Source organism: Nocardiopsis coralli (assembly GCF_014892575.1).
Classification (GTDB): Bacteria; Actinomycetota; Actinomycetes; order Streptosporangiales; family Streptosporangiaceae; genus Nocardiopsis; species Nocardiopsis coralli.
Genome location: NZ_JADBGI010000012.1, coordinates 50,861 through 74,123, shown reverse-complemented (window position 1 = coordinate 74,123; position 23,263 = coordinate 50,861). Strand labels below are relative to the sequence as shown.

The 23,263-nt window shown below is 72.2% G+C and carries 18 protein-coding genes; 6 read left to right on the top strand and 12 right to left on the bottom strand.

Features of this window, described 5'->3' with window-relative positions; translation table 11 throughout:
* Positions 1-24: 24 nt before the first annotated feature.
* The 5 genes from IDM40_RS15015 to IDM40_RS14995 form a co-directional block, all read right to left on the bottom strand.
* A complete protein-coding gene (locus tag IDM40_RS15015; protein ID WP_193122631.1) occupies positions 25-1,005 on the bottom strand; it encodes an oxygenase MpaB family protein in 981 nt (326 codons plus the stop codon).
* 176 nt (positions 1,006-1,181) lie between these two features.
* Positions 1,182-1,760 carry a GTP-binding protein gene (locus IDM40_RS15010; RefSeq protein WP_193122630.1) on the bottom strand — a complete coding sequence of 193 codons (579 nt, stop codon included), beginning with the start codon at positions 1,758-1,760 and terminating at the stop codon, positions 1,182-1,184.
* On the bottom strand, positions 1,741-2,220 hold the full coding sequence (locus IDM40_RS15005; RefSeq protein ID WP_193122629.1) for a DUF742 domain-containing protein: 480 nt from the start codon (positions 2,218-2,220) through the stop codon (positions 1,741-1,743). Before IDM40_RS15005 ends, IDM40_RS15010 begins: the two co-directional genes overlap by 20 nt.
* An 8-nt stretch (positions 2,221-2,228) precedes the next feature.
* On the bottom strand, positions 2,229-2,669 hold the full coding sequence (locus tag IDM40_RS15000; RefSeq protein WP_193122628.1) for a roadblock/LC7 domain-containing protein: 441 nt from the start codon (positions 2,667-2,669) through the stop codon (positions 2,229-2,231).
* A 2-nt stretch (positions 2,670-2,671) separates the two neighbouring features.
* Positions 2,672-5,356 carry a sensor histidine kinase gene (locus IDM40_RS14995; protein WP_193122627.1) on the bottom strand — a complete coding sequence of 895 codons (2,685 nt, stop codon included), beginning with the start codon at positions 5,354-5,356 and terminating at the stop codon, positions 2,672-2,674.
* Between the two features lie 519 nt (positions 5,357-5,875).
* Between IDM40_RS14995 and IDM40_RS14990 the strand changes: the two genes are divergently transcribed.
* The gene (locus tag IDM40_RS14990) at positions 5,876-6,967 is read left to right on the top strand and encodes a hypothetical protein (protein WP_193122626.1); all 1,092 of its coding nucleotides are present in this window, start codon (positions 5,876-5,878) and stop codon (positions 6,965-6,967) included.
* Positions 6,968-7,033: 66 nt separating this feature from the next.
* Here the strand turns inward: IDM40_RS14990 and IDM40_RS14985 are convergent, their stop codons facing one another.
* From IDM40_RS14985 to IDM40_RS14970, 4 genes are all read right to left on the bottom strand, one after another.
* Positions 7,034-7,429 (bottom strand): DUF3592 domain-containing protein, encoded by a 396-nt coding sequence (locus IDM40_RS14985; protein WP_193122625.1) that lies wholly within the window; start codon positions 7,427-7,429, stop codon positions 7,034-7,036.
* A gap of 65 nt (positions 7,430-7,494) precedes the next feature.
* Entirely contained in the window at positions 7,495-8,136 is a 642-nt protein-coding gene (locus tag IDM40_RS14980) for a TetR/AcrR family transcriptional regulator (protein ID WP_193122624.1), read from the bottom strand.
* Positions 8,137-8,318: 182 nt separating this feature from the next.
* A complete protein-coding gene (locus tag IDM40_RS14975; RefSeq protein WP_193122729.1) occupies positions 8,319-10,400 on the bottom strand; it encodes a YhgE/Pip domain-containing protein in 2,082 nt (693 codons plus the stop codon).
* Positions 10,401-10,410: 10 nt separating this feature from the next.
* Entirely contained in the window at positions 10,411-11,259 is an 849-nt protein-coding gene (locus IDM40_RS14970) for an ATP-binding cassette domain-containing protein (RefSeq protein ID WP_193122623.1), read from the bottom strand.
* 207 nt (positions 11,260-11,466) lie between these two features.
* Here IDM40_RS14970 and IDM40_RS14965 point away from each other — a divergent pair, with 207 nt between their 5' ends.
* Both IDM40_RS14965 and IDM40_RS14960 read left to right on the top strand, forming a co-directional pair.
* On the top strand, positions 11,467-12,306 hold the full coding sequence (locus tag IDM40_RS14965; RefSeq protein WP_193122622.1) for a M23 family metallopeptidase: 840 nt from the start codon (positions 11,467-11,469) through the stop codon (positions 12,304-12,306).
* Positions 12,307-12,377: 71 nt separating this feature from the next.
* Positions 12,378-13,148, top strand: coding sequence for an endonuclease V (locus IDM40_RS14960; RefSeq protein WP_193122621.1), 771 nt, complete (start codon positions 12,378-12,380; stop codon positions 13,146-13,148).
* Between the two features lie 504 nt (positions 13,149-13,652).
* Here the strand turns inward: IDM40_RS14960 and IDM40_RS14955 are convergent.
* The gene (locus IDM40_RS14955; protein ID WP_193122620.1) at positions 13,653-15,092 is read right to left on the bottom strand and encodes a GuaB1 family IMP dehydrogenase-related protein; all 1,440 of its coding nucleotides are present in this window, start codon (positions 15,090-15,092) and stop codon (positions 13,653-13,655) included.
* 235 nt (positions 15,093-15,327) lie between these two features.
* Here IDM40_RS14955 and IDM40_RS14950 point away from each other — a divergent pair, with 235 nt between their 5' ends.
* A complete protein-coding gene (locus tag IDM40_RS14950; protein WP_193122619.1) occupies positions 15,328-16,257 on the top strand; it encodes a CDP-alcohol phosphatidyltransferase family protein in 930 nt (309 codons plus the stop codon).
* Positions 16,258-16,399: 142 nt separating this feature from the next.
* Here the strand turns inward: IDM40_RS14950 and IDM40_RS14945 are convergent, their stop codons facing one another.
* Complete coding sequence (locus tag IDM40_RS14945) at positions 16,400-17,611, bottom strand: acyltransferase family protein (protein ID WP_193122618.1); 1,212 nt, start codon at positions 17,609-17,611, stop codon at positions 16,400-16,402.
* Between the two features lie 504 nt (positions 17,612-18,115).
* Between IDM40_RS14945 and IDM40_RS14940 the strand changes: the two genes are divergently transcribed.
* Positions 18,116-20,041: an amidohydrolase gene (locus IDM40_RS14940; protein WP_193122617.1), complete on the top strand. Its 1,926-nt coding sequence runs from the start codon at positions 18,116-18,118 to the stop codon at positions 20,039-20,041.
* A 47-nt stretch (positions 20,042-20,088) separates the two neighbouring features.
* Complete coding sequence (locus IDM40_RS14935; protein WP_193122616.1) at positions 20,089-20,856, top strand: M48 family metallopeptidase; 768 nt, start codon at positions 20,089-20,091, stop codon at positions 20,854-20,856.
* Positions 20,857-20,870: 14 nt separating this feature from the next.
* Here IDM40_RS14935 and IDM40_RS14930 read toward each other — a convergent pair whose 3' ends face one another.
* On the bottom strand, positions 20,871-22,991 hold the full coding sequence (locus tag IDM40_RS14930) for an elongation factor G-like protein EF-G2 (RefSeq protein ID WP_193122615.1): 2,121 nt from the start codon (positions 22,989-22,991) through the stop codon (positions 20,871-20,873).
* Between the last annotated feature and the right edge of the window lie 272 nt (positions 22,992-23,263).

The window sequence follows — 23,263 nt, the reverse complement described above, 5'->3', positions numbered from 1 at the left end:
GCAGGGTCGCTCAGTGCTGCTTGCTCAGTGCTGCGGTGCGCCGCCGTCGGCGGAGCGCTCCGAGCCCTCCGGGGGCAGTGCCTCGCCGGGCGCGGGCACCTGCGCACCGGTGGCGGGGACCATCTGTGTGCGCATGTCGTGCGGGACCGGGCAGCCCTGGGGGAACGTGCCGATCCGCGAGGGGTCGTAACCGTCGGGGTAGGTCTGGATGTTGGGGCTCGTCCGGGCCCAGCGGGGTTCCTTGCGCGGGGGCATGAACCGCACGACCTTCGCCCGCCCCTTCATGGCCCCGTTCGCGGCGGCGCGCCAGAACCTGGAGGGCTCGGGGTAGTCGAAGGCCCGGATGAGCCGGTCGTCGAGCAGCGCCTTGGTGAAGGGGCGCACCAGGGGCCGCTGCCAGGCCGGGTAGAAGTCGACCATCAGCTCGAGGGTGGAGTCGGAGACCGCCCGCCCGCCGTCGGTGTAGGCGAAGTGGTCGCGCTCGTAGTTGTCGTAGAGCTCGTAGAAGGCCGCGTAGGTCTCGGGGATGTCCTTGATGCCCATGTGCTTGCCGAGCTTGCGGTAGTAGTTGGTGCTCGCGGCGATCTCGTGGTCGCTCAGGCGGCGCCAGCCGTACCCGTAGTCGTTGAGCCAGCGCACCGGCATCACGACGAAGGTGCTCAGCACGTACAGGTAGTCGTCGTTGCTGATGTCGTAGGAACGGTGCATCTGGTTCATCCGGCGCAGGGCGTCGCGTCCGCGGCCCGGGCCGAAACCGTGCTCCATGATGTCGTTGAGGATCAGCGCCGTGTCGTCGTACCGGTGCTGCGTGCGCTCGGTGAATTCCCTGGTGTAGGCCAGGAGCTCGCCCACGCTCGGCACGGCGTAGGTACGGTACAGCGCCAGGCCCAGAGCCTGTTCGATGTCCCACGGGAACTCGTGCGTGGCGAGGATGCGCACGATCTGCTCGCAGTCGGCCTCGGCATCCAGCTCGTGGATCCGGTCGCGCCAATCGAACCGCTTCATACGGTCAGAACTCCAGTCACCTTCGTTCGACCCGTCGTGACGGGTCCGCGGTCAGCGGGTTGCTCAGAACGCCCGTCATGGGGGAGGTCCTGTGGGCGACTTTACCCGGAAGGGCCGTATGTACAACGGGTGCGGGGCGCCGGGCCCCGCGTACGGGACCCGGCACCACCCGCGGCTCAGGCCGCCATCTGCTCCGCGACACGGTTGACCAGCGTCAGCAGGACCTCCTTGGAGGATTCGCGCGTGCGGGCGTCGGTGAGCACCACAGGGATCGTCGGATCCAGGCTGAGCGCCTCCCGCACCTCGTCGGGCTGGTACAGGTGGGCGCCCTCGAAGCAGTTGACCGCGACCACGAACGGGACCCCGCGCCGCTCGAAGAAGTCCACCGAGGCGAAGCAGGTCTCGAGCCTGCGGGTGTCGGCGAGCACGATCGCACCGAGCGCGCCCTCCGACAGCTCCTCCCACATGAACCAGAACCGTTCCTGGCCGGGGGTGCCGAACAGGTACAGGACGAGGGACTCGCTGATGGTGATGCGGCCGAAGTCCAGCGCCACCGTGGTGGTGGACTTGGCCTCCACCCCGGACAGGTCGTCGACCCCGTAGCTGGCCTCGGTCATCACCTCCTCGGTGCTCAGCGGGGCGATCTCGCTGACCGACCCCACGAGGGTGGTCTTGCCGGCCCCGAATCCGCCCGCGACGAGGATCTTCAGCGCGGAGGGGACGGGGGCCTGCGTGTCAGAGTCTCTGGATGCCATCGAGAACCGCCTGGAGTACGTCCCGGCTGACCGGGCTCTTCGCTGTGTAGGGGGCACGGGCCAGGGCCAGCCCGCGGTTGAGGAGGTCGCTGAGCAGAACCTTGACGACCGCGACCGGGATGTCCAGGTGGGCGGAGACCTCGGCCACCGACTGGGGGCGGCGGCACAGCTCGAGGATGCGCAGCTGTTCGGGTTCCAGCTCCATCTCGTCGACCTCGGCGCGCTTGGCGGCGATGACGACGCTGATCATGTCGAGCTTGACGGTGTCGGCGTGGTCGCGCCCCTGCGCGATCACGTAGGGCCGCACCAGGGGTCCCGCCTCGGGCCCGGGAGGGGGTTCGGGTTCGGGGGAGGCCTGTTCCTCCGGTTGCGGGGCCGGACGAGGGCGCCCGCCGCCCGCCTCCCGCATGGGGAGGTGGTGCGGCAGGCCCTCGTGGCCGTAGTCGTCGTGTGCTTGCATGCTGTCCCCTATCGCGTGGCTTCCCCGGCCGCACTCTCATAACGGGGAGCGGCGTCGAGGTAGCGGCCGACCTGTTCGACCAGCACGTTCATCTCGTAGGCGATCATGCCGACGTCGGAGCTCTCCTCCGCGAGGACCGCGAGGCAGGCCCCGCGGCCGGCACCGGTGACGAAGAGGTAGGCGCTCTCCATCTCGACGACGGTCTGCAGGACCTCGCCGCCGCCGAAGTGGCGTCCGGTTCCGCGGGCCAGGCTCTGGAAGGCCGAGGCCACGGCGGAAAGGTGCTCGGCATCCTCCTTGACCAGGTCCGCCGAGCGCCCGATCAGCAGGCCGTCGGCGGACAGGACGATGGCGTGGCGGGAGCCGACCGCGCGGTCGAGCAGCTCGTCCAGCAGCCAGTTGATGTCCTTCTTGCCCGCGCCGTTTCCGTTCTCGGGGGTACTCGTCACGGTCACTCGTCCTTGTCGGTCTCGTTGGTCTGCTGCTTGCCGTCGCGCCGTCCGCGGTCGGTGCCCTTCTGGAACGCGGACATGTTCTTGCGCAGGCGCGCCAGCCGTTCGGCGCTGTTGGTCTCACCGCCGGAGGGACCGCCGGAGCGGGGAGCCCCACCGCTGGACGGGGCGGGGTCGGCGGCCAGTTGGGGGGCGAGGTTCTCCTGGGGGCGCCGCTTGGGCAGGGCGGGCCTGCCCTGGCCGTCGCCGTCGGAACCGGAACCGCCGTCGCGGCTCCCGTCCTCGGCCGGGACCGCGGCGATCTTGGAGGTACGGGTGGGCAGCGGGGGACGCGAGGCGGAGGAACCGTTCGCGCTGCTCTGTTCCTGCGGGGCAGGGCTGTCGGGGCCGGCGGCGAGCACGTCGCTGCCGCCCGCGGGTGCGCCGGTGCCGTTCCCGGTGTCCTCGCCGCCGGTCTGCGGGGCGGGGTCCGCCGGGGCCGCGGGGGTCTCCCCGGTGTCGGCGGGGGTGCCGGCGGGCGCGGACGGCACGGAGGTCAGCACGGGCTTGGCCGGCTCGGTGTCCGGCTGCCCGCTCTGCTGCCCGTCACCGTTCGTGTCGGAAGCGCCGGACGCGGTGTCCGTGCCGCCGGTGCTCCCGCTGTCGGTGTCCTCGCCGGGGCCGCTGATCTGGCGGACCTCCCAGATGTCCTCCCCGGTGTCCGGCGAGGCGGGCAGCGAGGCGCGGTCGCCGGAGATGAGCTCCTGCGGCAGCAGCACGATGGCCTGCACACCGCCGTAGGGCGAGGCGCGCAGGTGCACCTTGATGCCGTGGCGGTGGGCCAGGTGCGAGACCACGAACAGGCCCAGGCGCATCTTCTCGTTGAGCCGCATGACGTCGAACTCGGGCGGCTCGGCCAGCAGGGAGTTGGCCGCGGAGAGCTCGCCGTCGGACATGCCCAGACCGCGGTCCTCGATCTCCACGGTCACACCGTTGGGCACGTCGTCGCTGCTCAGGCGCACGCTCGTGTGCGGTGGCGAGAACATGGTCGCGTTGTCGACGAGCTCGGCGACCAGGTGGATGACGTCGGCGACCGCGGGGCCGTTGAGGTGCACGCGGGCGATGCGCTCGCGCTTGACGCGGGTGTAGTCGCCGGACTCGGAGATGGCGCCGCGCAGCACGTCGATGAGCGGCATGGGGCGGTGCCAGGTACGGCCCGGGGCCTCGCCGCCCAGGATCAGCAGGTTCTCTGCGTTGCGGCGCGAACGGGTCGCCAGGTGGTCGAGCTTGAACAGCTGGCCGAGCTGCTCCGGGTCCTCCTGCTCGCGCTCCATCTTGTCCAGCAGGCGCAGCTGGCGGTGGACCAGCGTCTGGCTGCGGTGGGCGATGTTGAGGAAGACGCGGTTGACGCCGTGGCGCAGTTCGGTCTGCTGCACGGCCTCGTCGACGGCCGCGCGCTGGGCGGTGTTGAAGGCCTCGGCGACGTCACCGATCTCGTCGTCGGAACGCTCCAGCTCGGGCAGGGCGGTCTTGGTGTCCACACGCTCGCCGCGGTGGAGGCGGCCCATGAGCTCGGGGAGCTTCTTGCGGGCCAGGTCGTCGGAGTCGTCGCGCAGCTTGAGCAGCTGGCCGGTGAGCTCGCGGGAGGAGCGGCGGGCCAGCAGGGTGGCCACGGTGATGACGGCGGCCACACCGAGACTGCCGCCGATGGCGGTGTAGACCCAGGTGTTGGCGCCGGCGCGCGTCATGGAGGCGGCGTAGACGGCCTCCTCGGCGCCGATGTCGGTGAGCTCGGCCCGGACGGGCTGGTGGGCGTCGTGCCAGTCGGCGGCGTCCACGGGCATGGTCAGGTCGTCGACGTTCTCCGGTTCGAGGGTGACCGGGTCGGTGACGGTGCCGCTCTCGACCTGGCGGTCGATGATCTCCTGCTCGTATCCCTTGAGGCGCTCCCACTCGGGGCTGGCGATGACGGCCTCGTAGCGCTCGGCCTGCTCCTCGGACAGGTAGTGGGCGTTGGCCTCGAGGAAGGCGTCGTAGGCACCCACGAGGCGGGTGAACTCGCGCTGGTCCTCGACGGTGAGCTCGCCGGTGCTGAACGCGCGGGCGACCTGCGCGTCGGCCTGGGCGAGGGTGTCGACCGTGCGGAACATGTAGATCGCGCTGAAACCGGGGCTGACCGCGTCACCGGAGTTGCCCTCGCGGCCCTGGCTGTCGAAGCTGTCGGCGCCGTGCAGGACGAGTTCGTTGTAGTAGTCCAGGACGTCGTCGCGGCCCGCGTTGCCGGAGTCGACGGAGTCGCGGATCTCGCCGATGTCCTGGTACATCCCGTGCAGCATCTCGATGTGCATGCCGCCGTCACCGGGCGCCAGGTCGGCGAAGCCGATGAGGTCCTCCACGACGACGCCGAGCGAGTCGTCGGTGGCCTGGCGCGCCTCGGCGAGGTCCTGCGTGACCTGGGGGTCGTCGGGGTCCTCGAGGTGGGCGATGGTGGCGGAGCGCTCTTCCATCGCGTCCACGAGGCCGACGGCGGCCGGGGTGACGAGGTCCTCCGTGGCGTTGGCGAGCATCAGCTGGAAGACGGCCCAGGTGCCGAGGACGCCGGTGAGGATCAGCCACAGCGCGACGAGTGCGCTGGTGGGGATCATGACCATCGCGCGGATACGGGCGGTGATGCTGCGCCCGCGTCGTTTGGGTACTGCCTGCACGGTTCTCCTGTCGATCCGCGTCGAAGTTCATCGGTTGCGGTGGTGTCGCCGGGTGCTGAGGGGCACCGGGGGCCCGCTCGGGGTGCGGGTGGGGGGACGTCCCCAAGGGCGCGGTGGTCCGGCCCATCGGGGCATGACGCGGGACTACCGCAGGGTAACCACAAACGCGGCTTATGGCGTTGGGGATCGTATCTCGCCCCGTAATGGGCCGATGATGCGGGGGATGTCGGCAGTCTGCCATGACGGGCGAGAATGTCCAGTCGAGCCCGTATAACGTCTCGGAATACAACTGACTACAGAATGCGACAATAGGACAAAGGTCACATATGGTCCTGTGTTCTGCCTGGTGAACGCAGCCCCGGCCACGAGGGGGCTGTGGGGGCCGGGGGAGCGATCACACATCGACGCGGCGGAGATTTTTCCGTTCGGTCACCGGCCCGTCCCGCGGAGCACTAGCGTGGCCCACCGGAACGCGCCCGGAGGCGCAGCCGAGAACGACGGGACAGAGGCGGACCGAGCATGGAACGACCCTTCGACACCGGGGCACCGGCCGCCGTCGAGGCCGCCGTGGCGCTGGTCCCGCTGCTGGTGGTGCTCGGGGGCGCGCTCCACCTGCGCGCACAGCACGTGCGCTACGGGCCCATGTCGGGCATGCCCGGCCAACTCACGCTGCTGGCACTGTACGCGGGCGCCGGTCTGGCCGCCTACGCCGTCTGGCCGCTGCCCACCCACACCGACGGCCTGTGCGTGCGCACCGCCGACCCCGCAGCGCCGCCCGTCACCGGCCACGGACCGCTCGAGCTCGTCCTGGCCGCCGCGGTCCTGCTGCCCGTCGGCCTGCTCGCCAGGTACCGGTTCCGGCGCGGGTTGTGGACCACCCTCGCGATCGGGACGGCGCTCGCCCTCGCCGCGGCCGCCGTGCGGGCGACCGGGCTCCTGGGCGTGTACCCCTGCGCCTACGCCGAGACCTCGTGGCTCCTGGTCGCGCTCGGTGTGCTCGGAACCCTCCTGGGCTGGCTGATCGCGCGGTTCGCCCTCGGCACGGGACCCGGGCGCCTGGCCCGCGGATGGCCCGGTGCCGTGCCCGACCGCGGCATCCCGGCCCTCGTCCGCCGACTGCTGGGCACGGTCGTGGACCTGGGGCTGTGGTGGTTCGGCACCGCCGCGGCGCTCGCCCTGGCCCGCCTGTGGACGGGGTGGGAACCCGCGCCCGACACCGCGGACGCCGTGCTCCCGGCCGTCGCCGTCGCGGGCGCCGTTCTGGTCCCGCTCCTGCGCCTCGACCGCGCCACACCCGGAGGGGCCGCCCTTCGTCTGGGGCTGGCCGACGCACGCTCGTCCCGCCCGGCCGCGCGGTGGCGGGTGCTGGTGCGTGCGCTGCTGCTGCCGGTCCCGGTGGCGCTCGCGCTCGTCTTCGCCCCGATCTGGCTCGCGCCCGTGCTCGTCGTCCTGCACTCGAGCACCGCGGTCGTGCGCGACGACCGGGCCGGCCTGGCCGACCTGGTCACCGGGGTACGCGTGACCACCCGGGCCACGCTGACCGGAGAACTGCCCACCCGGCTGGTGCTGCACCGCGAGCCCGCGCCCGAACCCGCGCTCGCCGACACCTGACCGCGGGGATCTTGCCACCAGAGCCGACTTCGGCGCCGAATACGGCTCCAGCAGCAAGATCCTCGGTCAGGTCCACTCCAGGTAACCGAGCAGCAGACCGATGCCGGCCAGGCACAGACCCAGCCCGCCGAAGAGCACCCGCACGTAGTGGGTCATCCACGGCCCCGACACGATGCGCGCCCGCTCCGGGGCGTCGGGGTCGTAGGAGACGGTGACGATCTCCCCCGAGCGCGACGCCGTCCACCCGGTGTTCTCGTGCTCGGCGTGCACCTCGACCCCGTCCTCGGTCCGGAACTGCACGATCATGCGCGCCGCCGTCGAGGTCTCGTGGTAGCCGATGACGCGGCCCTTGGCGCGCACACCGTGGCGGATCAGCCGCAGTTCCAGTCGGGTGTCGCGGGAGACGAGCCACAGCACGGCGATCCCGGACAACAGGGGCAGCAACGGATACAGGTCGGCCACGGGACTGATCCTCTCGGCGGGGGACGGAGGCGGAGGCGGCGCGCCGGGCAGCGCACCGGCCGCGGTCAGGCCGGCCCCTCCGCGGGGCCGATCAGGCCGTCGGCCATGTGGGCGAGGGTGGCGTGGATGTCCTCGACGGGCCGCTCCGGTTGGAGGTTACGCCAGTTCAACGCCACCGTCACCACCATGCCGAACAGAGCGGTGCTCGCGAGGCCGGTGTCCAGGTCCGGCCGCAGGCGGCCGCGTTCGGCCAGCTTCTCCAACTGGCCGGTGATGACCCCGATCGCCTCGTTGCGCAGCTGGTGCACGGTCGCGTACCAGGCCCGGTTGGTGCGCCAGGCCTCGGCCATGAGCATGCGGGCCAGCTCCTCGTGCTCGCCGATGAAGACCACACCCGCGCGCAGCACCCGCGTGAGCGACTCACGGTCGTCCACACCCTCCTCCGGGGCGGGGATCGCCGCGTGCAGGGTCTCGGCCAGGCGGCTGACCCCCCACTCCAGGAGCGCGGTGTAGAGCTCCTCCTTGCCGCCGAAGTTGTAGTAGACGGTTCCCTTGGCCACGCCGGCCCGCTCGGCGATCTGGTCGACGGTCGTGGCGTCGTAACCCTGCTCGGCGATCAACGACAGCGCGGCGTCGTAGAGGCGCTGCCGGGTGGCCTCGCGGCGACCGCCGGAGGCCTTCCCGCGGCGCGGGGTGCTCGTGCTCATCCTCGTCCGGGACGCGCGTGGGGTACGCGCCCACTCCTTCCTGGTGACGGCACACGTGGTGCGGGACCGCGGACGGCCCGGGTCGGGTCGACCGCCCATTGTGCACCCTGCGGGTGTGCTCCGTGGACCGCACACCCGCAGGGACCTGCGGGACCGCGCCCGGTGGGCCACCGGGCGTGCCCTCAGAGCTTCAGCGGCGGGTGGAGCGCCTTCATCGTCCACGTGCGCTTCTGTTCGACGGTGATCCACGTGAGGATCAGGGGCACGACCAGCCAGAGCGACATCACGCCGACCGACTGCCACACCAGCTCCGCCTCACCGCCGGGCAGCAACTGGCGCACGGCCGTCACCGCCCAGTACAGCGGCAGGAACGGTCCGATCGTCTGGAAGAACTGCGGGCTCGTCTCGGTCGGGTACGTGCCCCCGGCCGAGGCCAACTGCAGCACCAGCAGCACCAGGGCCACCACACGCCCCGACGATCCGAACTTGACGTTGACGAACTGCACCGCCGCCGCGAACGCCGCCGCGGTCAGAAGCAGGAACCCGATCAACGCCGGCCAGTGCGGCGTCGACAACCCGAGTCCGCCGCTGAGCACCGCCGTCATGACCAGGACCTGCCCGACGCCCAGCACCAACGGCACCACCAGCCCGGACAACGCCACCCGCCACGACGGCGCGGACGAGGCCAGCGCCCGCGACGACAGCGGCGGCAGCACCATGAACACCATCATCGCGCCCAGCCACAGCGACAGCGGGATGAAGAACGGCGCGAACCCGGTGCCGTAGTCGGGTGCCTCGTTGTCGACCTCGCTGCTCAGCGCCACCGGCTCGCTCATGGTGTCCGCGGCGCTCTCCCGGGCCCGGTCGGAGAAGGTCGGGATCTCGTCGACGCCCTCGCCCAGGCCCTCGGCGAGCTCGTCGGCCCCGCCGGACAGCTCCCCGAGTCCCTCGTGCAGTTCCGATGCGCCGCCGCTGAGCGAGTCCAGCCCCTCGTCGAGTTCACCGGCGCCCGAGGAGGCCACCTCCAGGCCCTCGCTCAGGTCGCCCGCGCCCGAGGCCATCTCGTCCAGCCCTTCGGCGAGCTCGTCGGCGCGCTCACGGGCGGTCTCGGCGTCGTCCACCAGGCCGGGCAGGTCCTCGGCCAGGGTCTCGGCGGCCGAGCTGACCGACGCGGCGGTCTCCGCGGCCTCGTCGATGTCGGCGCGGTGCTCGTCCACGAAGTCGGCCAGCGACTGTGCGGTCCCGAGGCCGTCCTGCACGTCGGTGAGGAGCCCGTGCATCTCCGGGTCCTCCTCGGCCAGGTCCGGGTTCTCCTCCAGGAACGCCTCCACACGCCGGTCGAGCTCGGCCAGTTCGCCGGTCTCGGTCTCGGCCGGCAGCGACTCCAGGGCCGTGGCAAGGTCACCGGAGACCTCGGCGACCGTCTCGGCCTGCTCCTGGAGCTCGGGGATCTCCTCCTCCAGGCGCGGCTGCAGCTCGTCGGCGACGTCGTTCAGCCGCTCGACCTGGTCACCGACCTCCTCCGATGCGGTCTCGGCGCCGGAGGCCAGCGTGCGCGAACCCGACAGGAGCTCGGTCAGCCCGTCGTTCAGGTCCCCGGCCCCGTCGTGGGCGTCGCTCGCGCCCGCGGACAGCTCGCCGGAGCCCTCCTCCGCGTCGTCGGCCCCGCTGGAGAGCTCGTCCGCGCCCTCGGCCGCCTCCTCGGTCTGGCCGTGGATGTCGTTGAAGCCCACGAAGATCTGGTCGAAGTACTCGCTGATCGCCCCCTGCGCGGCGGTCTCGCGGATCTCGGCGAACGCGCTGCCGGTGAGCTGGCGGACGATGTAGCCGTTCGCGTCGTTGTAGTGCGCGGTCAGCAGGGCGTCCGTGGGGTCCTCGCGGTCGCGGGAGGGGGAGGTCAGGTCGGCGCTGAAGTGCTCGGGGATCGTCAGGGAGACGTAGTAGTCGCCGTCCCGCACCCCCGTCTCGGCCTCGTCGGCGTCGACCAGGTGCCAGTCGAGGTCGCCGCGGTCGAGGAGTTCGTCGGCCAGCTCGGAGCCGACCGCGACCTCCTCCCCGTCGACCTCGACCGGTTCGTCCTCGTCGACCAGCGCGACCGGCAGTTGCTCGGCCCGGTCGAAGGGGTCCCAGTTCGACCACAGGTACATCCCGGAGTACAGCAGCGGGATGAGCACGAGCGCGCACAGTGCGGCGGCGGTGAGCGGGGAACGGAGGAAGGACCACAGCGTGAGCAGGCCCAGTCTCGGGGAGGCGAACCAGCGCATGCGGGGGGCCTCACGCCTGCGACGTGCCACGGTCACCCCCTCGGCGCTCGGAGCGGCGCAGGAGCGCGCTCAGCCGTGACCGCGGGCCGGAGCGGGCGGGGGTCGCCGCGGTGCCCGTGGCGGTGGCCCCGGTTCCGTGGGAGGCGTCGGTCCGGTCGGAGGTGCTGTCCCCGTCGCCGGCCCCGGGCCGGGTGTCCGGGCCCTGCTCGATCGGGAACGGCCCCTTCACCAGCGGTCCGCGCACCTCCTCCAGTTCGTCGGCGTCGGCACAGGTGGCCACGACGGTGATCCCCTCCTCGGCGAGGCGGGCCAGGGTGCCCCACAGATCGGCCTGGTGGCCGGGCCCGAGTCCGCCGTCGACGTCGTCCACCGCGAGCAGACGGGGCTCGGCGATCAGCGCCAGGGCCACGCCCAGCCGGCGGCGTTCCAGCATGGTCAGGTCCTTGGTGAGGCTGTCGCGGTCGATACCCGGCACATCGGCCGCGTCGAGCGCCTGGTCGACCAGGCCCCGGTGCGCCGGGCGGTTGCGGAGCATGACCGCCTCGGTGAGGTGCTCGCGTACGCGCAGCCGTTCCTCGAGCGCGTTGACGTCGTCCATGAGCCCGAGCGAACTGAGGCGCCGCACCTTGCGGGCCTGCCGGGGCAGCGTGAAGCCGTCCACGTACAGGCTCCCGGTGGTGGGGCGCATCCGTCCGGTCAGCGACAGCAGCAGTGCGCTGCGTCCGCCTCCGGAGTCGGCCCGGAACACGGTGAGCGTGCCCGGCCGGGCGGTGAGGTCGACGCCGGTGTAGACGGGGCCCTCGCCCGTGGTGAGCGCGAGGCCCTCCGCCCGGACGCGGGCGCCGGTGGCCCATCGCATGACTGCCCTCCTCCTTTTTGAACTGACCAGTCAGTGCAAAAACCAGTGGGTTCACGGTACGCCCGTGGGGCCGATGTCCTGCGCGCAGCGGGATGTGTGGTCCGGCACAGCGGGGCGGTCGGCCGGTTGCGGCCCCGTCGGTTGTCATGTGTCGCGCCGCAGAACTACGCTCCTACGTAGAAACTCAAAAACTACGGAGGGCTTGTGATGGAGCGGGATGCGGGCGCGGTGGACCTGGGCCGGAGGCGACTGCGGTGGCGCCTGATCAGCGTGCTCGTCCGGATCGTCCCGGCCCTGCTCGCGGTGGCCGCGGTCGACCTGGCGCTCGGCGGGGTGCTCGGCCTCTGGTTCCTGGTGCTGGTCGCCGCCGGGCTGGCGGTCCACGTCGGGATCCTGTTCGCCCTTCGCCGTCTGCGGGACGAGAGCACACACGGGCCGGTCGAGACCGCGGCGCCGGTCGCGGGGGAGTGGTTCGCGCTCAACGGCCCCGCCGACAAGGTGCCCAGCCACGGTGTGCGCTACCTGGGGCAGGAGTACGCGATCGACGTGCTCATCGACTCCGAGGAACGCCCCACCTCCCCCTGGTGGCCGCCCATGAGCCGCAACGGGGCCTTCCCCGCCTTCGGGCAGCCCCTGCTCGCCCCGGCCGAGGCGCAGGTCGTGCACGTGGAGGACGGCGCGCGCGACCACCTGAGCCGCGGAACCTACGCGGGGCTGGCCTACCTCCTCGTCGAGGGCATCGTGCGCCAGACCGTCGGCGCCCGCCGGGTGCTGGGCAACCACGTGGTGCTCGACCTCGGCGGGGGTGTGTACGCGCTCTACGCCCACCTGCGGCAGGGGTCGGCCCGGGTGCAGGCCGGGGAGAAGGTCCGCGCCGGTCAGGTGCTGGCCGAGTGCGGGAACAGCGGGAACACCAGCGAACCCCACCTGCACTTCCAGCTCATGGACGCGCCCGACCCGCGGTTGGCCGTCGGGGTGCCCTTCACCTGGACCGGTGTCGGGATCCCGGAGAACGGCGCCGCGTTCCGCGTGCCCGGGACCTCGTGACGCCGGACCGCGCGCTCCCCGGGTGCGGTTGGATGGAGGGGACGGCCCCACACGTAACGGGAGGACACGACGTGGCAGAGATCGCCGAGCTCGCGGCACGGGTCCTGGACGACCCCGAGCGCTGGCCCTCCGACCCCAAGGAGGCCGTCGCGGTGCAGCGCCGCATGGCCGACCGGGTGCGTGAGGAGGCGCTCGACGTGGACGGGGTGCGCCTGGTGTGCGGCCTCGACGTCTCCTACGCCAAGGACGACCCCGCGCTCGCGGCCGCCGCCGTGGTCATGGACGCCCGGACCCTGGAGGTCGTCGAACGTGTCGCCGTGACCGCGGAGGTGGCGTTCCCCTACATCTCGGGGCTCTTCGCGTTCCGTGAGCTGCCCCCGGTACTGACCGCGCTGACGGAGCTCACCACCACGCCCGACGTGATCGTCTGCGACGGGTTCGGCGTGGCCCACCCCCGCCGGTTCGGGATCGCGAGCCACCTCGGGGTGCTGCTCGACAGGCCCGTCGTCGGCTCGGCCAAGTCGGTGCTGTACGGGCGGCACAGCGTGCCCGGCGAGGAGCGCGGGTCCTGGACGCCCATGGTCGCCGGGCGCTCGGAGGTCGTGGAGGACTCCACCCGCCTGGCCGACGACGGGGCCGAGGTCATCGGGCGTGTGCTGCGCACGCGCACGGGCGTCAAGCCGGTCTACGTCTCCGTCGGGCACCGTGTGGACCTGGCCGGTTCGGCCGACCTGATCCTGCGGCTCTCGCCCAGCTACCGGGTGCCCGAGCCGATCCGCCACGCCGACCGGCTCTGCGGCGAGCGCCGCAAGGCCTACGAGGCGGAGAAGGCGCAGCTCTGACCGGGTCCGCGAAAGAGGCCGGAAGCATCCCGCCTGCCCGGATTCATCGCCGGGTCTGCGCCCGGTCGGCCTGTTGCGCAGGCAGCCCGCATGCGAGGGGCACACGATGCATGTGGGGGCCGCTCCGCGGTATGCACCCGCATGCAGCACGCGTGGCACGCGTGTGAGCGCACGGCGGGTGCAGCGGGGCCCGCACGATGAACGGTCATTCGCGAGCATGCCGCTTCGCTGCCACGCCCCGTATCCCGCGTGCGTCGAGGCTGGTGCCGGGCCTTCGGCCCGGGCCCGTCGGCGGACCGGACAAGGTCCCCGCATGCGTGACCCCGCGCAATCAGCGGGTGCGGGGTGGGGTCATCCGCGAGCATCCCGCGTGCAGGGGCTCATCGCATGCCCTTCGGCCCGGGGATCGCGAGGAGCGCGAGCATGCCGATCCGCGTCGTGCGCTGTCGGGCCTCGCGCACACGAAAGGGGCCGGCCGGGTGGGCCGGCCCCCTTCGGGACGGGTCACCAGCTCGTGGGAACCGGGCGTCCCTCGTTGTAACCGGCCGAGCTCTGCACACCGACCACTGCGTGCTCGGCGAACTCCGCCAGCGACGTCGCACCCGCGTAGGTCATGGAGCTGCGCACGCCGGCCACGATCTGGTCGACGAGGTCCTCCACACTCGGGCGCTCCGGGTCCAGGTACATGCGGCCCGTCGAGATGCCCTCCTCGAACAGGGCCTTGCGCGCACGGTCGAACGGGGAGTCGTCGGAGGTGCGCAGCCGCACCGCACGCGCCGACGCCATCCCGAAGCTCTCCTTGTACTGGCGGCCCTCGGCGTCGCGCAGCACGTCACCCGGCGACTCGTAGGTCCCGGCGAACCACGAACCCACCATGACGTTGGACGCGCCCGCCGCCAGAGCCAGGGCGACGTCGCGCGGGTGGCGCACACCGCCGTCGGCCCACACGTGGCCGCCCAGCTCGTGCGCGGCCTCGGCGCACTCCAGCACGGCGGAGAACTGCGGGCGCCCCACCGCCGTCATCATGCGCGTGGTGCACATCGCGCCCGGGCCCACGCCGACCTTGACGATGTCGGCGCCGGCCTCGATGAGGTCGCGGGTCCCCTGCGCGGTGACGATGTTGCCCGCCACGATCGGCACACCCGGGGACAGCGCCCGCACCTTGGCGATCGCGGAGACCATCTTCTCCTGGTGCCCGTGCGCGGTGTCGATGACCAGGGTGTCCACCCCGGCCCGCAGCAGCTCGGCGGCCTTGCCGGCCACGTCGCCGTTGATGCCCACCGCCGCGGCCACCCGCAGGCGCCCCTCGGTGTCCACGGCCGGGCTGTACAGGGTCGAGCGCAGCGCGCCGGTCCGGGTCAGCACACCCTGGAGCGCGCCGTCGCCGTCCACCACCGGGGCGAGCCGGTGCCGGAAGTCGTGCAGGATCCCGAAGGCCTCCCGGGGCTCGGTGCCCGCCGGGATCGTGAGCAGCTCACTGGACATGACGTCCCGGAGCTGGGAGAAGCGGTCCACGCCCGCGCAGTCGGCCTCGGTGACCACACCGACGGGGCGGCGGTCCTCGTCGACGACGATCACGGCGTTGTGTGCGCGCTTGGGAAGCAGGTTGAGCGCCTCACCGACCGTGCTGGTCGGGTTCAGCGTGATGGCGGTGTCGTGGACCAGGTCGCGCTGCTTGGTCCAGGCGACGACGTCGGCGACCACGTCGATGGGGATGTCCTGCGGGATGACGGTGATACCGCCGCGCCGGGCGATCGTCTCCGCCATCCTGCGCCCCGCCACGGCGGTCATGTTCGCGACCACCAGGGGGATCGTGGTGCCCGTTCCGTCGCTGGAGGACAGGTCCACGCTCAGCCGGGACCCGACGGCGCTGCGGCCCGGGACCATGAACACGTCGCTGTAGGTCAGGTCGTGCTGCGGGACCTGGTCGTTGAGAAAACGCAATGCCTCTACCTTGGTCGAGACCGAAGGGGGTGGACCATCCGCCGTCTGTGCGAGAGCGGCCGCCTGTTGATCCCCCTCTTACCGGTCAATTATGCCGTCCACTGATTAGGCCGGTCGACACCCCGTCTGCCATGATGTCTCGGTTCCCGCTTGTTCATGCCCCTTGGCCGCCCCACGAAATCCGGTGCCGTGACCTCTCGCGCCGCGGCGGCGGGGCGCTCTGGAGAGCCCTTCTATGACGCGTTTCACTCTGGCGCAGGTCAAGGCCGAGACCTACAAGGCGAAGGACGCCTGGTGGACGGTCTATCTCACGGACCCGCTCGCCGGCCCACTGGTGGTGTGGACGGCCAACCGGACCTCCATCACCCCGAACCAGCTCACCGCGGGCGCGGGCGTGCTGGGCCTGCTGTCGGCCCTGTCCTTCCTCGTCCCCGCGTTCACGCCCGGGACCGGATGGCCGTGGCTGCTGGCCGGCGCCCTGCTGTTCCACCTGAGCTTCGTGCTGGACTGCATGGACGGCAAGATCGCCCGGCTCAAGGGCACCGGATCGGTGTTCGGCAGCTGGGTCGACTTCGTGTTCGACCGGATCCGCTTCTTCGGCTGCGTGATGGCCCTGCTCATCGGGCAGTGGCTGTCCACGGGCGAGGTCTCGTACCTGATCCTGGCGCCCGTGGTGGTCTTCTTCGACCTGCTGCGTTACCTCAACGGCCCGCAGGTGGCCAAGACCCGCCGCACCATGAACCAGAAGCTGGCGGAGGCCGAGGGCCGTCCCGACCCCGCCGCGCAGGTGGCCGAGCCCGCCGGTGACCCCGAGGACGCGGAGACCGGAGCCCCCGAGCCCGCCCGCGCGGCCGACGCCCCGCGCCCGACCGGCCTGTACCCGCGGGTGCGCGACACCCTGCTGCGGCACCGCGTGCGCCCGCACCTGTTCAGCGGCATCGAGTTCGAGATGTTCCTGTGCGTGGTCGCCCCGGTCACCGTGCTGGTGGCGCTGTTCACCCCGCTCAACAGCCTCATCATCCCGGTGGCGGTCTTCTCGATCCTGGCGCTGTCGTTCTTCGAGGTGGTGCTCGTGGGGCGCCTGTACAAGGACACCCGCCGCTTCGAGGCGCGCATGGCCCAGCTGGCCGCTTCCGGGGGCACGTCCGCCGGCAACGGGAGCTAGCAGCCCCGACGCAGAGGCCTCCGCCCCCACACACGGACGCAGAGGCCTTCCCCGTACACACGAGAGTGCCGTGCCGGTTCCCCGAGGGGATCCGACACGGCACTCGTCGTATGCGGGGGCACCGCGGGGTGCCCCGGGAGGGTCAGGAAGCGCCGGGGCGCGGCCCTTCACCCCCGCCGGAGGACGGTCCGGCGGGGCTGCCGTCGGGCGCGGGGCCCGCGGCTGCCGAGCCCTGCGCGGCCTCGGGACGCTCCGCCGTGCTCGCCTCCTCCGCGGGGTTCGACCCGGACATCGCCGCCTTGGGCGCCGGTTCGTCGCTCCGCAGCAACCACTGGGGCTGCGGCTCCACGGCCCACTTCAGGGCCTTGCGCACCCACGGCGTGCACAGCAGCAGGGTCACCGCCACGGCGATCGACGTGGTCACGGCCAGGCCGACCGGGCCGGTCCCCTCGAAGTACTCGTAGAACGGCGAGGCCTTGAGGATCAGGAAGAAGGCACCGTGGCCCAGGTACACGTACAGCGTGTAGGCGCCGAGCTTGGTGAACCAGGTCTTCTTCTTCGGCGTGAGCGCCAGGAACGCGAAGGACATCGCCAGCGCGATCGCCATGAACGTCAACCGGATCGCCATGCTGGGCAGGATCGGGTCGATGTCGCGGTCGCTGAGGCTCTCACGCCAGAACAGCCACTCGCGGCTGACCTCCTCGTTGGCGATGAAGAGCGCGAAGGCGAAGGTGACGGCGAAGACGGCGACCGCACCCACGCGCGCCCACGTGCGGTCCAGGAGCTCGAAGTGCTCCTTGCGCAGGCTCAGGCCCAGCACGAAGAAGGGCAGGAAGCTCAGGACACGGCCCAGGGCCATGGTCGTGGTCAGGTCCGCGGTGGCGGCGAAGACGGAGATGATCACCGCGATCGTCACGGGCCAGCGCAGGCGCTTCCACACCGGCACGCTGAGCCGCCAGAGGAAGAGCGCGACCAGGAACCACAGCGACCAGGTCGGGGTCAGCACCGACAGCGAGTCGGGCATGCCGTCCTCGGCCGCGTAGATCCCCTGGTGGATGGCCCAGAAGATGAGGTAGGGGACCGCGAGGGTCAGGACCGCCTTCTCGACGCGGGAGGAGGAGGCGTCGAAGTTCCTGGACAAGTACCCGCTGATCAGGATGAACGCGGGCATGTGGAACATGTAGAACCAGTAGTAGATGACCTGGGTGGGGGCGTAGTCCCGCAGCGGTTCGATCGCGTGGCCGAACACGACCAGCGCGATGAGCAGGAACTTGGCGTTGTCCAGGCGTGAATCGCGCCCCGGGGCCTGGGTGGCCTTCTCGGGACGCGCGGCGGAGCCCGGGGCGCGACTCACGCCGCGCCCTGGATCGGGCTGCGGGGACGCCGGGCTGGTCGTGGATGAGGCCACAGGTGGACTCCGGGGATCGGGTGTCTTGGGCAGGGACGTTCGGAGGGCCGGCCGTGGTGCGGGGCCGGGTCTCGTCGAGGGAGATCGAACGCTGTCGCCGGTGCCGCGTGGTGCGCGTGGGGGACACCGGCAGGGTCGCGGGTTCCGTCCACATCGTGCTCCGTTACCTTACTGTGATGTGACCGGAGCATCCAGTGGTTCGCCCGAACCGGCGGAAAGTTCCGAGAAAGTCACATGCCTGGACGTCCGCGGTGGCGGGTGGCGTGTGACCTGGCCGACGAACGGCACGGGGTCGCTTTCCGTGTGCAGACCCTAACCCATGCCCGCAAGGGTTCGGTCCGTCCCGTGGACACCATGCGGATGCCGCCCCGCACACCTCCGCCGTTAAGCTGCGGGGGAGTACAGGTGCCCCCCGACAGGCGACTGCCCCAGTCGAGAACGAAGAAGGCGGTGGAAACCGTGCCGCACGCGGTGGACCCCAACCGTGCCGCCCAGCACGGGAGTGTGGTCATGCGACTCCTCGACGAGATCTTTCCGCTCGTCGAGGGGTTCTACGTCGACCTCCACAAGAACCCGGAGCTGTCCCACGCCGAACACCGCACCGCCAGCGGGGTCGCCGAATGGCTCACCCGGACCGGCTACGAGGTGCACAAGGGCATCGGCGGCACCGGTGTCGTCGGCATCCTGCGCAACGGGCCCGGACCCACGGTGATGCTGCGCGCCGACATGGACGCCCTCCCGCTGGAGGAGAAGACGGGACTGCCCTACGCCAGTACCGCCCGGGTCGACGACCCCGACGGTGGCGAGGTGCACGTCATGCACGCCTGCGGCCACGACGCGCACACGGCCTGCCTCGTCGGCGCCGCGGACCTGCTCTCGGAGACCCGCGACCAGTGGGCCGGGACCGTCATGATCGTCGCCCAGCCGGGTGAGGAGACCCTCGACGGCGCCCAGGGCATGATCGACGACGGCCTCTTCGACCGCTTCGGCCGCCCCGACGTCGTGCTGGGCCAGCACCTGGGGCCCCAGCCGGCCGGGCTCATCTCCCACCGCGCCGGCATCATCCTCGGCGCGGCCAACGCCTACCGGGTCCGGATCTTCGGCGAGGGCGGCCACGCCTCCCAGCCGCACACCACCGTCGACCCGGTGCTCATCGCGGCGAACGTGGTCTCCCGGCTGCAGGGCGTGGTCTCGCGCGAGATCAGCCCCAGCGAGATGGCCGTGCTGACCGTCGGCCGTATCCAGGCCGGCACCAAGGCCAACATCATCCCGGACGAGGCCTACCTGGAGATCAGCACCCGGGCGCTCAACGACAACGTCGTGCAGCAGCTCGAGGAGGCCATCGAACGCATCGTGCGCGCCGAGGCCGCCGCCTCGGGTGCCGGGCGCGAACCCGAGGTCGAGCGGTTCCAGGGCAGCGGGGCCACCTTCAACGACCCCGCGAGCACCAACGAGGTCGCCTCCGCGCACCACGCCTACTTCGGCGACGAGTACGTGATCCACCTGCCCGACCCCTCGCCGGCCACGGAGGACTTCTGCGCCTTCGGCCTGCCCGGGGACCCGCAGCCGATCCCGTACGTGTTCTGGTTCGTGGGCGCCACCCCGCACGACGTGTGGGAGTCCGCGCCGGGCAACACGCCCTACGAGAAGATGGGCAACGTCCCCAGCAACCACTCGCCGTACTTCGCCCCCGCGCGCGAGCCCACGCTGCGCGCCGGGCTGGCCGCGATCACCGTCGCCGCCCTGGCCTACCTGGCCGAGGAGAACCCCGACGCGGCGCCGGTGGCCGCACCCGCCGAGGACGCGGGGGCTCCCGCGGGCCCGCCGGTCGATGCGCCGGTGGGGGCCGCGGTTCCGGGCCCCGCCCCCGAGGGCCTGCCGGCCGAGGGCGCAGTGCCGGGGGAGCCGGTTCCGGAGGGTGTGCCCGGCGAACCCTTCCCGGGGGAGCCCGCGCCGTTCGCCGACCAGCCGCCGGTCCCGGGTGCTCCCGAGCCGGGGGAACCCGCTCCGGCCGAGCCGGCACCCGGGGGTCCCGCCCCGGCCGGTCCGCCGCTCGGGGAGCCGTTCGCGCCCGAGGAGGCCTACGAGAACCCGTTCTTGGCGGCGTCCTCCTCCTGGAGCGAGGGCCCCGGCGAGGCGGCACCGCCCGCGGGTGACACCGGCGGCGCACCCACGCAGAGCCCGCCGACCACCCACCCGGCCGACATGGAGCGGTACCTGCAGGACGACGGCGACACCGGCCAGGGTGAGCCGCCGCAGACACCGCCGTCCGGCCCGGCCTACTCCGGCCCGCCGCCCGAGGGCAGCGCCCACCAGGGCCCGCCCCCGCAGGACGGTGACGACGAGGACCGGACCGACCCCGACCAGCGGTCCTGAACGCGCACGGGGGCCGTCCCGCCCGATGGGGCTGGGGTGACCCCCGCGTGCGCCGACGGCTGCGCCACCCGAGCGAGAACGCCGTGCTCGCGGTGTGCGTGGCCGTCACCGGGCTGGCCGTCCTCGGGGCGGTCAGCCGTTTCGTGTCCGGGGCGACCGACGAACCGTTGCTACTGCTCAGCATCCCCGCGCTGGTCTACTTCGTGCGCGGCTACACACACGCGCTGCAACGCGTCAACGGTGTGCGCATAACCGAGGACCAGTTCCCCGAGGCCCACCGGATGGTGCGCGAGGCCGCCGAGCAGTTCGGCATGCCGCGTGTCCCCGAGGCCTACGTCGTGCTCGGCAACGGCGTCGTCAACGCGTTCGCGTCCGGCCACGGGCGGCGGCGCTACGTGGCCGTCAACAGCGACCTGTTCGAGGTCGGAGGGCGCCTGGCCGACCCCGACGCGCTGCGGTTCGTCATCGGCCACGAGGTCGGCCACATCGCCGCGGGCCACACGTCCTTCTGGCGCCAGTTCGGCATCTCCGTCGCCAACGTGATCCCCGCTGTCGGCAGCTCCCTGGGGCGCGCACAGGAGTACACCGCCGACAACCACGCGTACGCCTTCTGCCCCGAGGGACGCCACGGGCTGCGGGTGCTGGCCGCGGGCAAGTACCTGTACCCCGACGTGGACTTCGACGACATCGCCGGCCGCGCGCAGACCGACACCGGGTTCTTCGTGCTGCTCGTGAACCTGGTCTCCAGCCACCCGATCAACACGTTCCGGTTCGCGGCGCTGGCCGACCGGGGCCGGCCCGGACGCGTGTTCTGAGGCCCCGGGCGCGCTCAGTGCTCGGCCAGGCGCGCCTCCACCCGCGGCGGCAGCGGCTCGTGGCGCAGGTACGCGCGCGTGAACGTGCCCGAACCGTGCGCGATCGACCGCAGCTCCACCGCGTACCGTAGCGTCTCCAACCGCGGCACCTCCGCGCGGACCAGCACACGCCCGTCCCCGGAACCCTCCGTGCCCACGACACGTCCGCGCCGGGCCGACAGGTCGCTCATCACCGCGCCCAGGTGCTCGTCGTCGACCTCCACCGCGACCTCGTCCACCGGTTCCAGGGTCCGCAGCCGCCCCTCCTCCGCGGCGTTCCGCAGCGCCAGCCGGCCCGCCTTCTGGAACGCCATCTCGGAGGAGTCCACCGAGTGCGCCTTCCCGTCGTGCAGAGTCACCTTCAGGTCGACGATCGGGCGCCCCGACCCGACGCCCTCCTCCATCTGCGCGCGCACGCCCTTCTCCACCGCGGGCACGTACTGGCGCGGGACCACACCGCCCACGACACGGTCGACGAACTGCAGGCCCGCGCCGGACTCCAACGGTTCCACCTCGATCCTGCAGACCCCGAACTCCCCGTGCCCGCCGCTCTGTTTGACGTTGCGGCCCAGCCCCTGCGCGGGGACGGTGAAGGTCTCGCGCAGCGGCACCTGCGGGTCGGCGGTGTCCACGTGCACCCCGAAGTGGTGGTCGAGGCGGTCCAGCGCGGAGTCCAGGTGTGCCTCGCCCAGCGTCCACAGCACCATCCGGTGGGTCTCGGGTTCGACCTCCACGCTCAGGGACGGGTCCTCGGCCGCCAGGCGTGTGACCGCGCGGGCGAGCTTGTCCTCCTCGCCCGCGTGGGTCGCCCGCACCGCCATCGCGTACACCGGCTGAGGCGGCGCCCACGGGACGGCGCGCAACGGGTCCTCGGGCTCGGACAGGGTGTCGCCGGTGCGGGCCGCCGGAACCTTGGCCACCAGGCACAGGTCCCCGGCCACGACCTGGCCGACCGGTTCCGCGTCCCGTCCGGAGGGGACCGTGATCCGGCCCGCGCGTTCGTCCGTGCCGTGGTCCTCGCCGGCCACGTGCACGGTGCTCTCCGGGCTGAGCGTGCCCGAGAAGACCCGCACCAGGCTGACCCGTCCCACGTACGGATCGCCGGTGGTGGACAGCACCTCGGCCACGAGCGGGCCCTCCGGGTCGCAGGAGAGCCCCCGGACCGGGCGGCCGTCGGGGCGCACCACCTCGGGGAGCGGGCGGCGCGTGGGGTCCGGGCACGCCAACGGCAGTTCCCGCAGGAGCTCGCGCACCCCCACCCCCGTCGTCGGGCTCAGGGCCAGCACGGGGTGGAAACCGCCCGCGGCGACGGCCTTCTTCAGGTCGGCGATGAGCAGGTCGGGGTCGAGGGACCCGCCCTCCGCGTAGCGCTCCATGAGGCCCTCGTCCTCGCTCTCGGTGATGACCTCCTCGACCAGCTCCTCGCGCAGCGGGCCCGCCGCCGCGCGCAACCAGTCAGGGGCCTCGCGCTGCTGCGGCGGGGAACCCGGTTCGGAGGCCTCGGAGTAGTCGTAGAAGCGCTCCGAGATCAGGCCCCAGACCCCCGTCACACGCCGGGCCTCACCCTCTCCCTCGACAGCCGGCACGTACGCCGGGTGCACGCCGTGCCCGAACGCCTCCTGGCACTGGGCCACCACCGCGTCGTGGTCGGCGCGGGGGTGATCGATCTTGGTGACCGCGACCGCGCGCGGCATGCCCAGCGCCGCGCACTCGCGCCACAGCAGGCGGGTGCGGCCGTCGACGCCGTCCGCGGCCGAGACCACGAACAGGGCGGCGTCGGCCCCGCGCAGGCCCGCGCGCAGGGGACCGAGGAAGTCGGCGTAACCGGGGGTGTCGAGCAGGTTGACCTTGATGCCGTCCACCATCACCGGGTTGACGGTCAGGTGGACCGAGCGTTCCTGCCGCTGCTCGACGGGGTCGCGGTCGGAGGCGGTCGTGCCGCCCTCCACGGTTCCGGGGCGGTCGATGCGGCCCGACGCGTGCAGGACCACTTCGACCAGGGTCGTCTTTCCGGCGCCGGACGGGCCGACCAGCGCGATGTTGCGGATGTCCTGGGGCCGTGCGGCCCTCGGTGCTTCGACGGAGCGGTCTGCCATCCCTGCTGCCCAGCCTTCCGGGGATCGCCGTGCTCGGTCACGCCCGTACCGAGCACGCCCACGCTGTGTGACCTGTGACACTCTCTACGTTCGCGCTCCTCGGGGCGGACGGCAAGAGGGGGTGCGGGCGGATGTGGGGCCGGGGTGCGGTCACGGCGGGCCGGAAAAGCCCCGGTCATGGGCCGGGGGCGTGCGGACGCGCGCGGTGGGCGTGTGCTGGGCCTGTGTTCCCGTCCGTGCGAAAAGCCGCGAATCGCCCCTACTATTGCCCC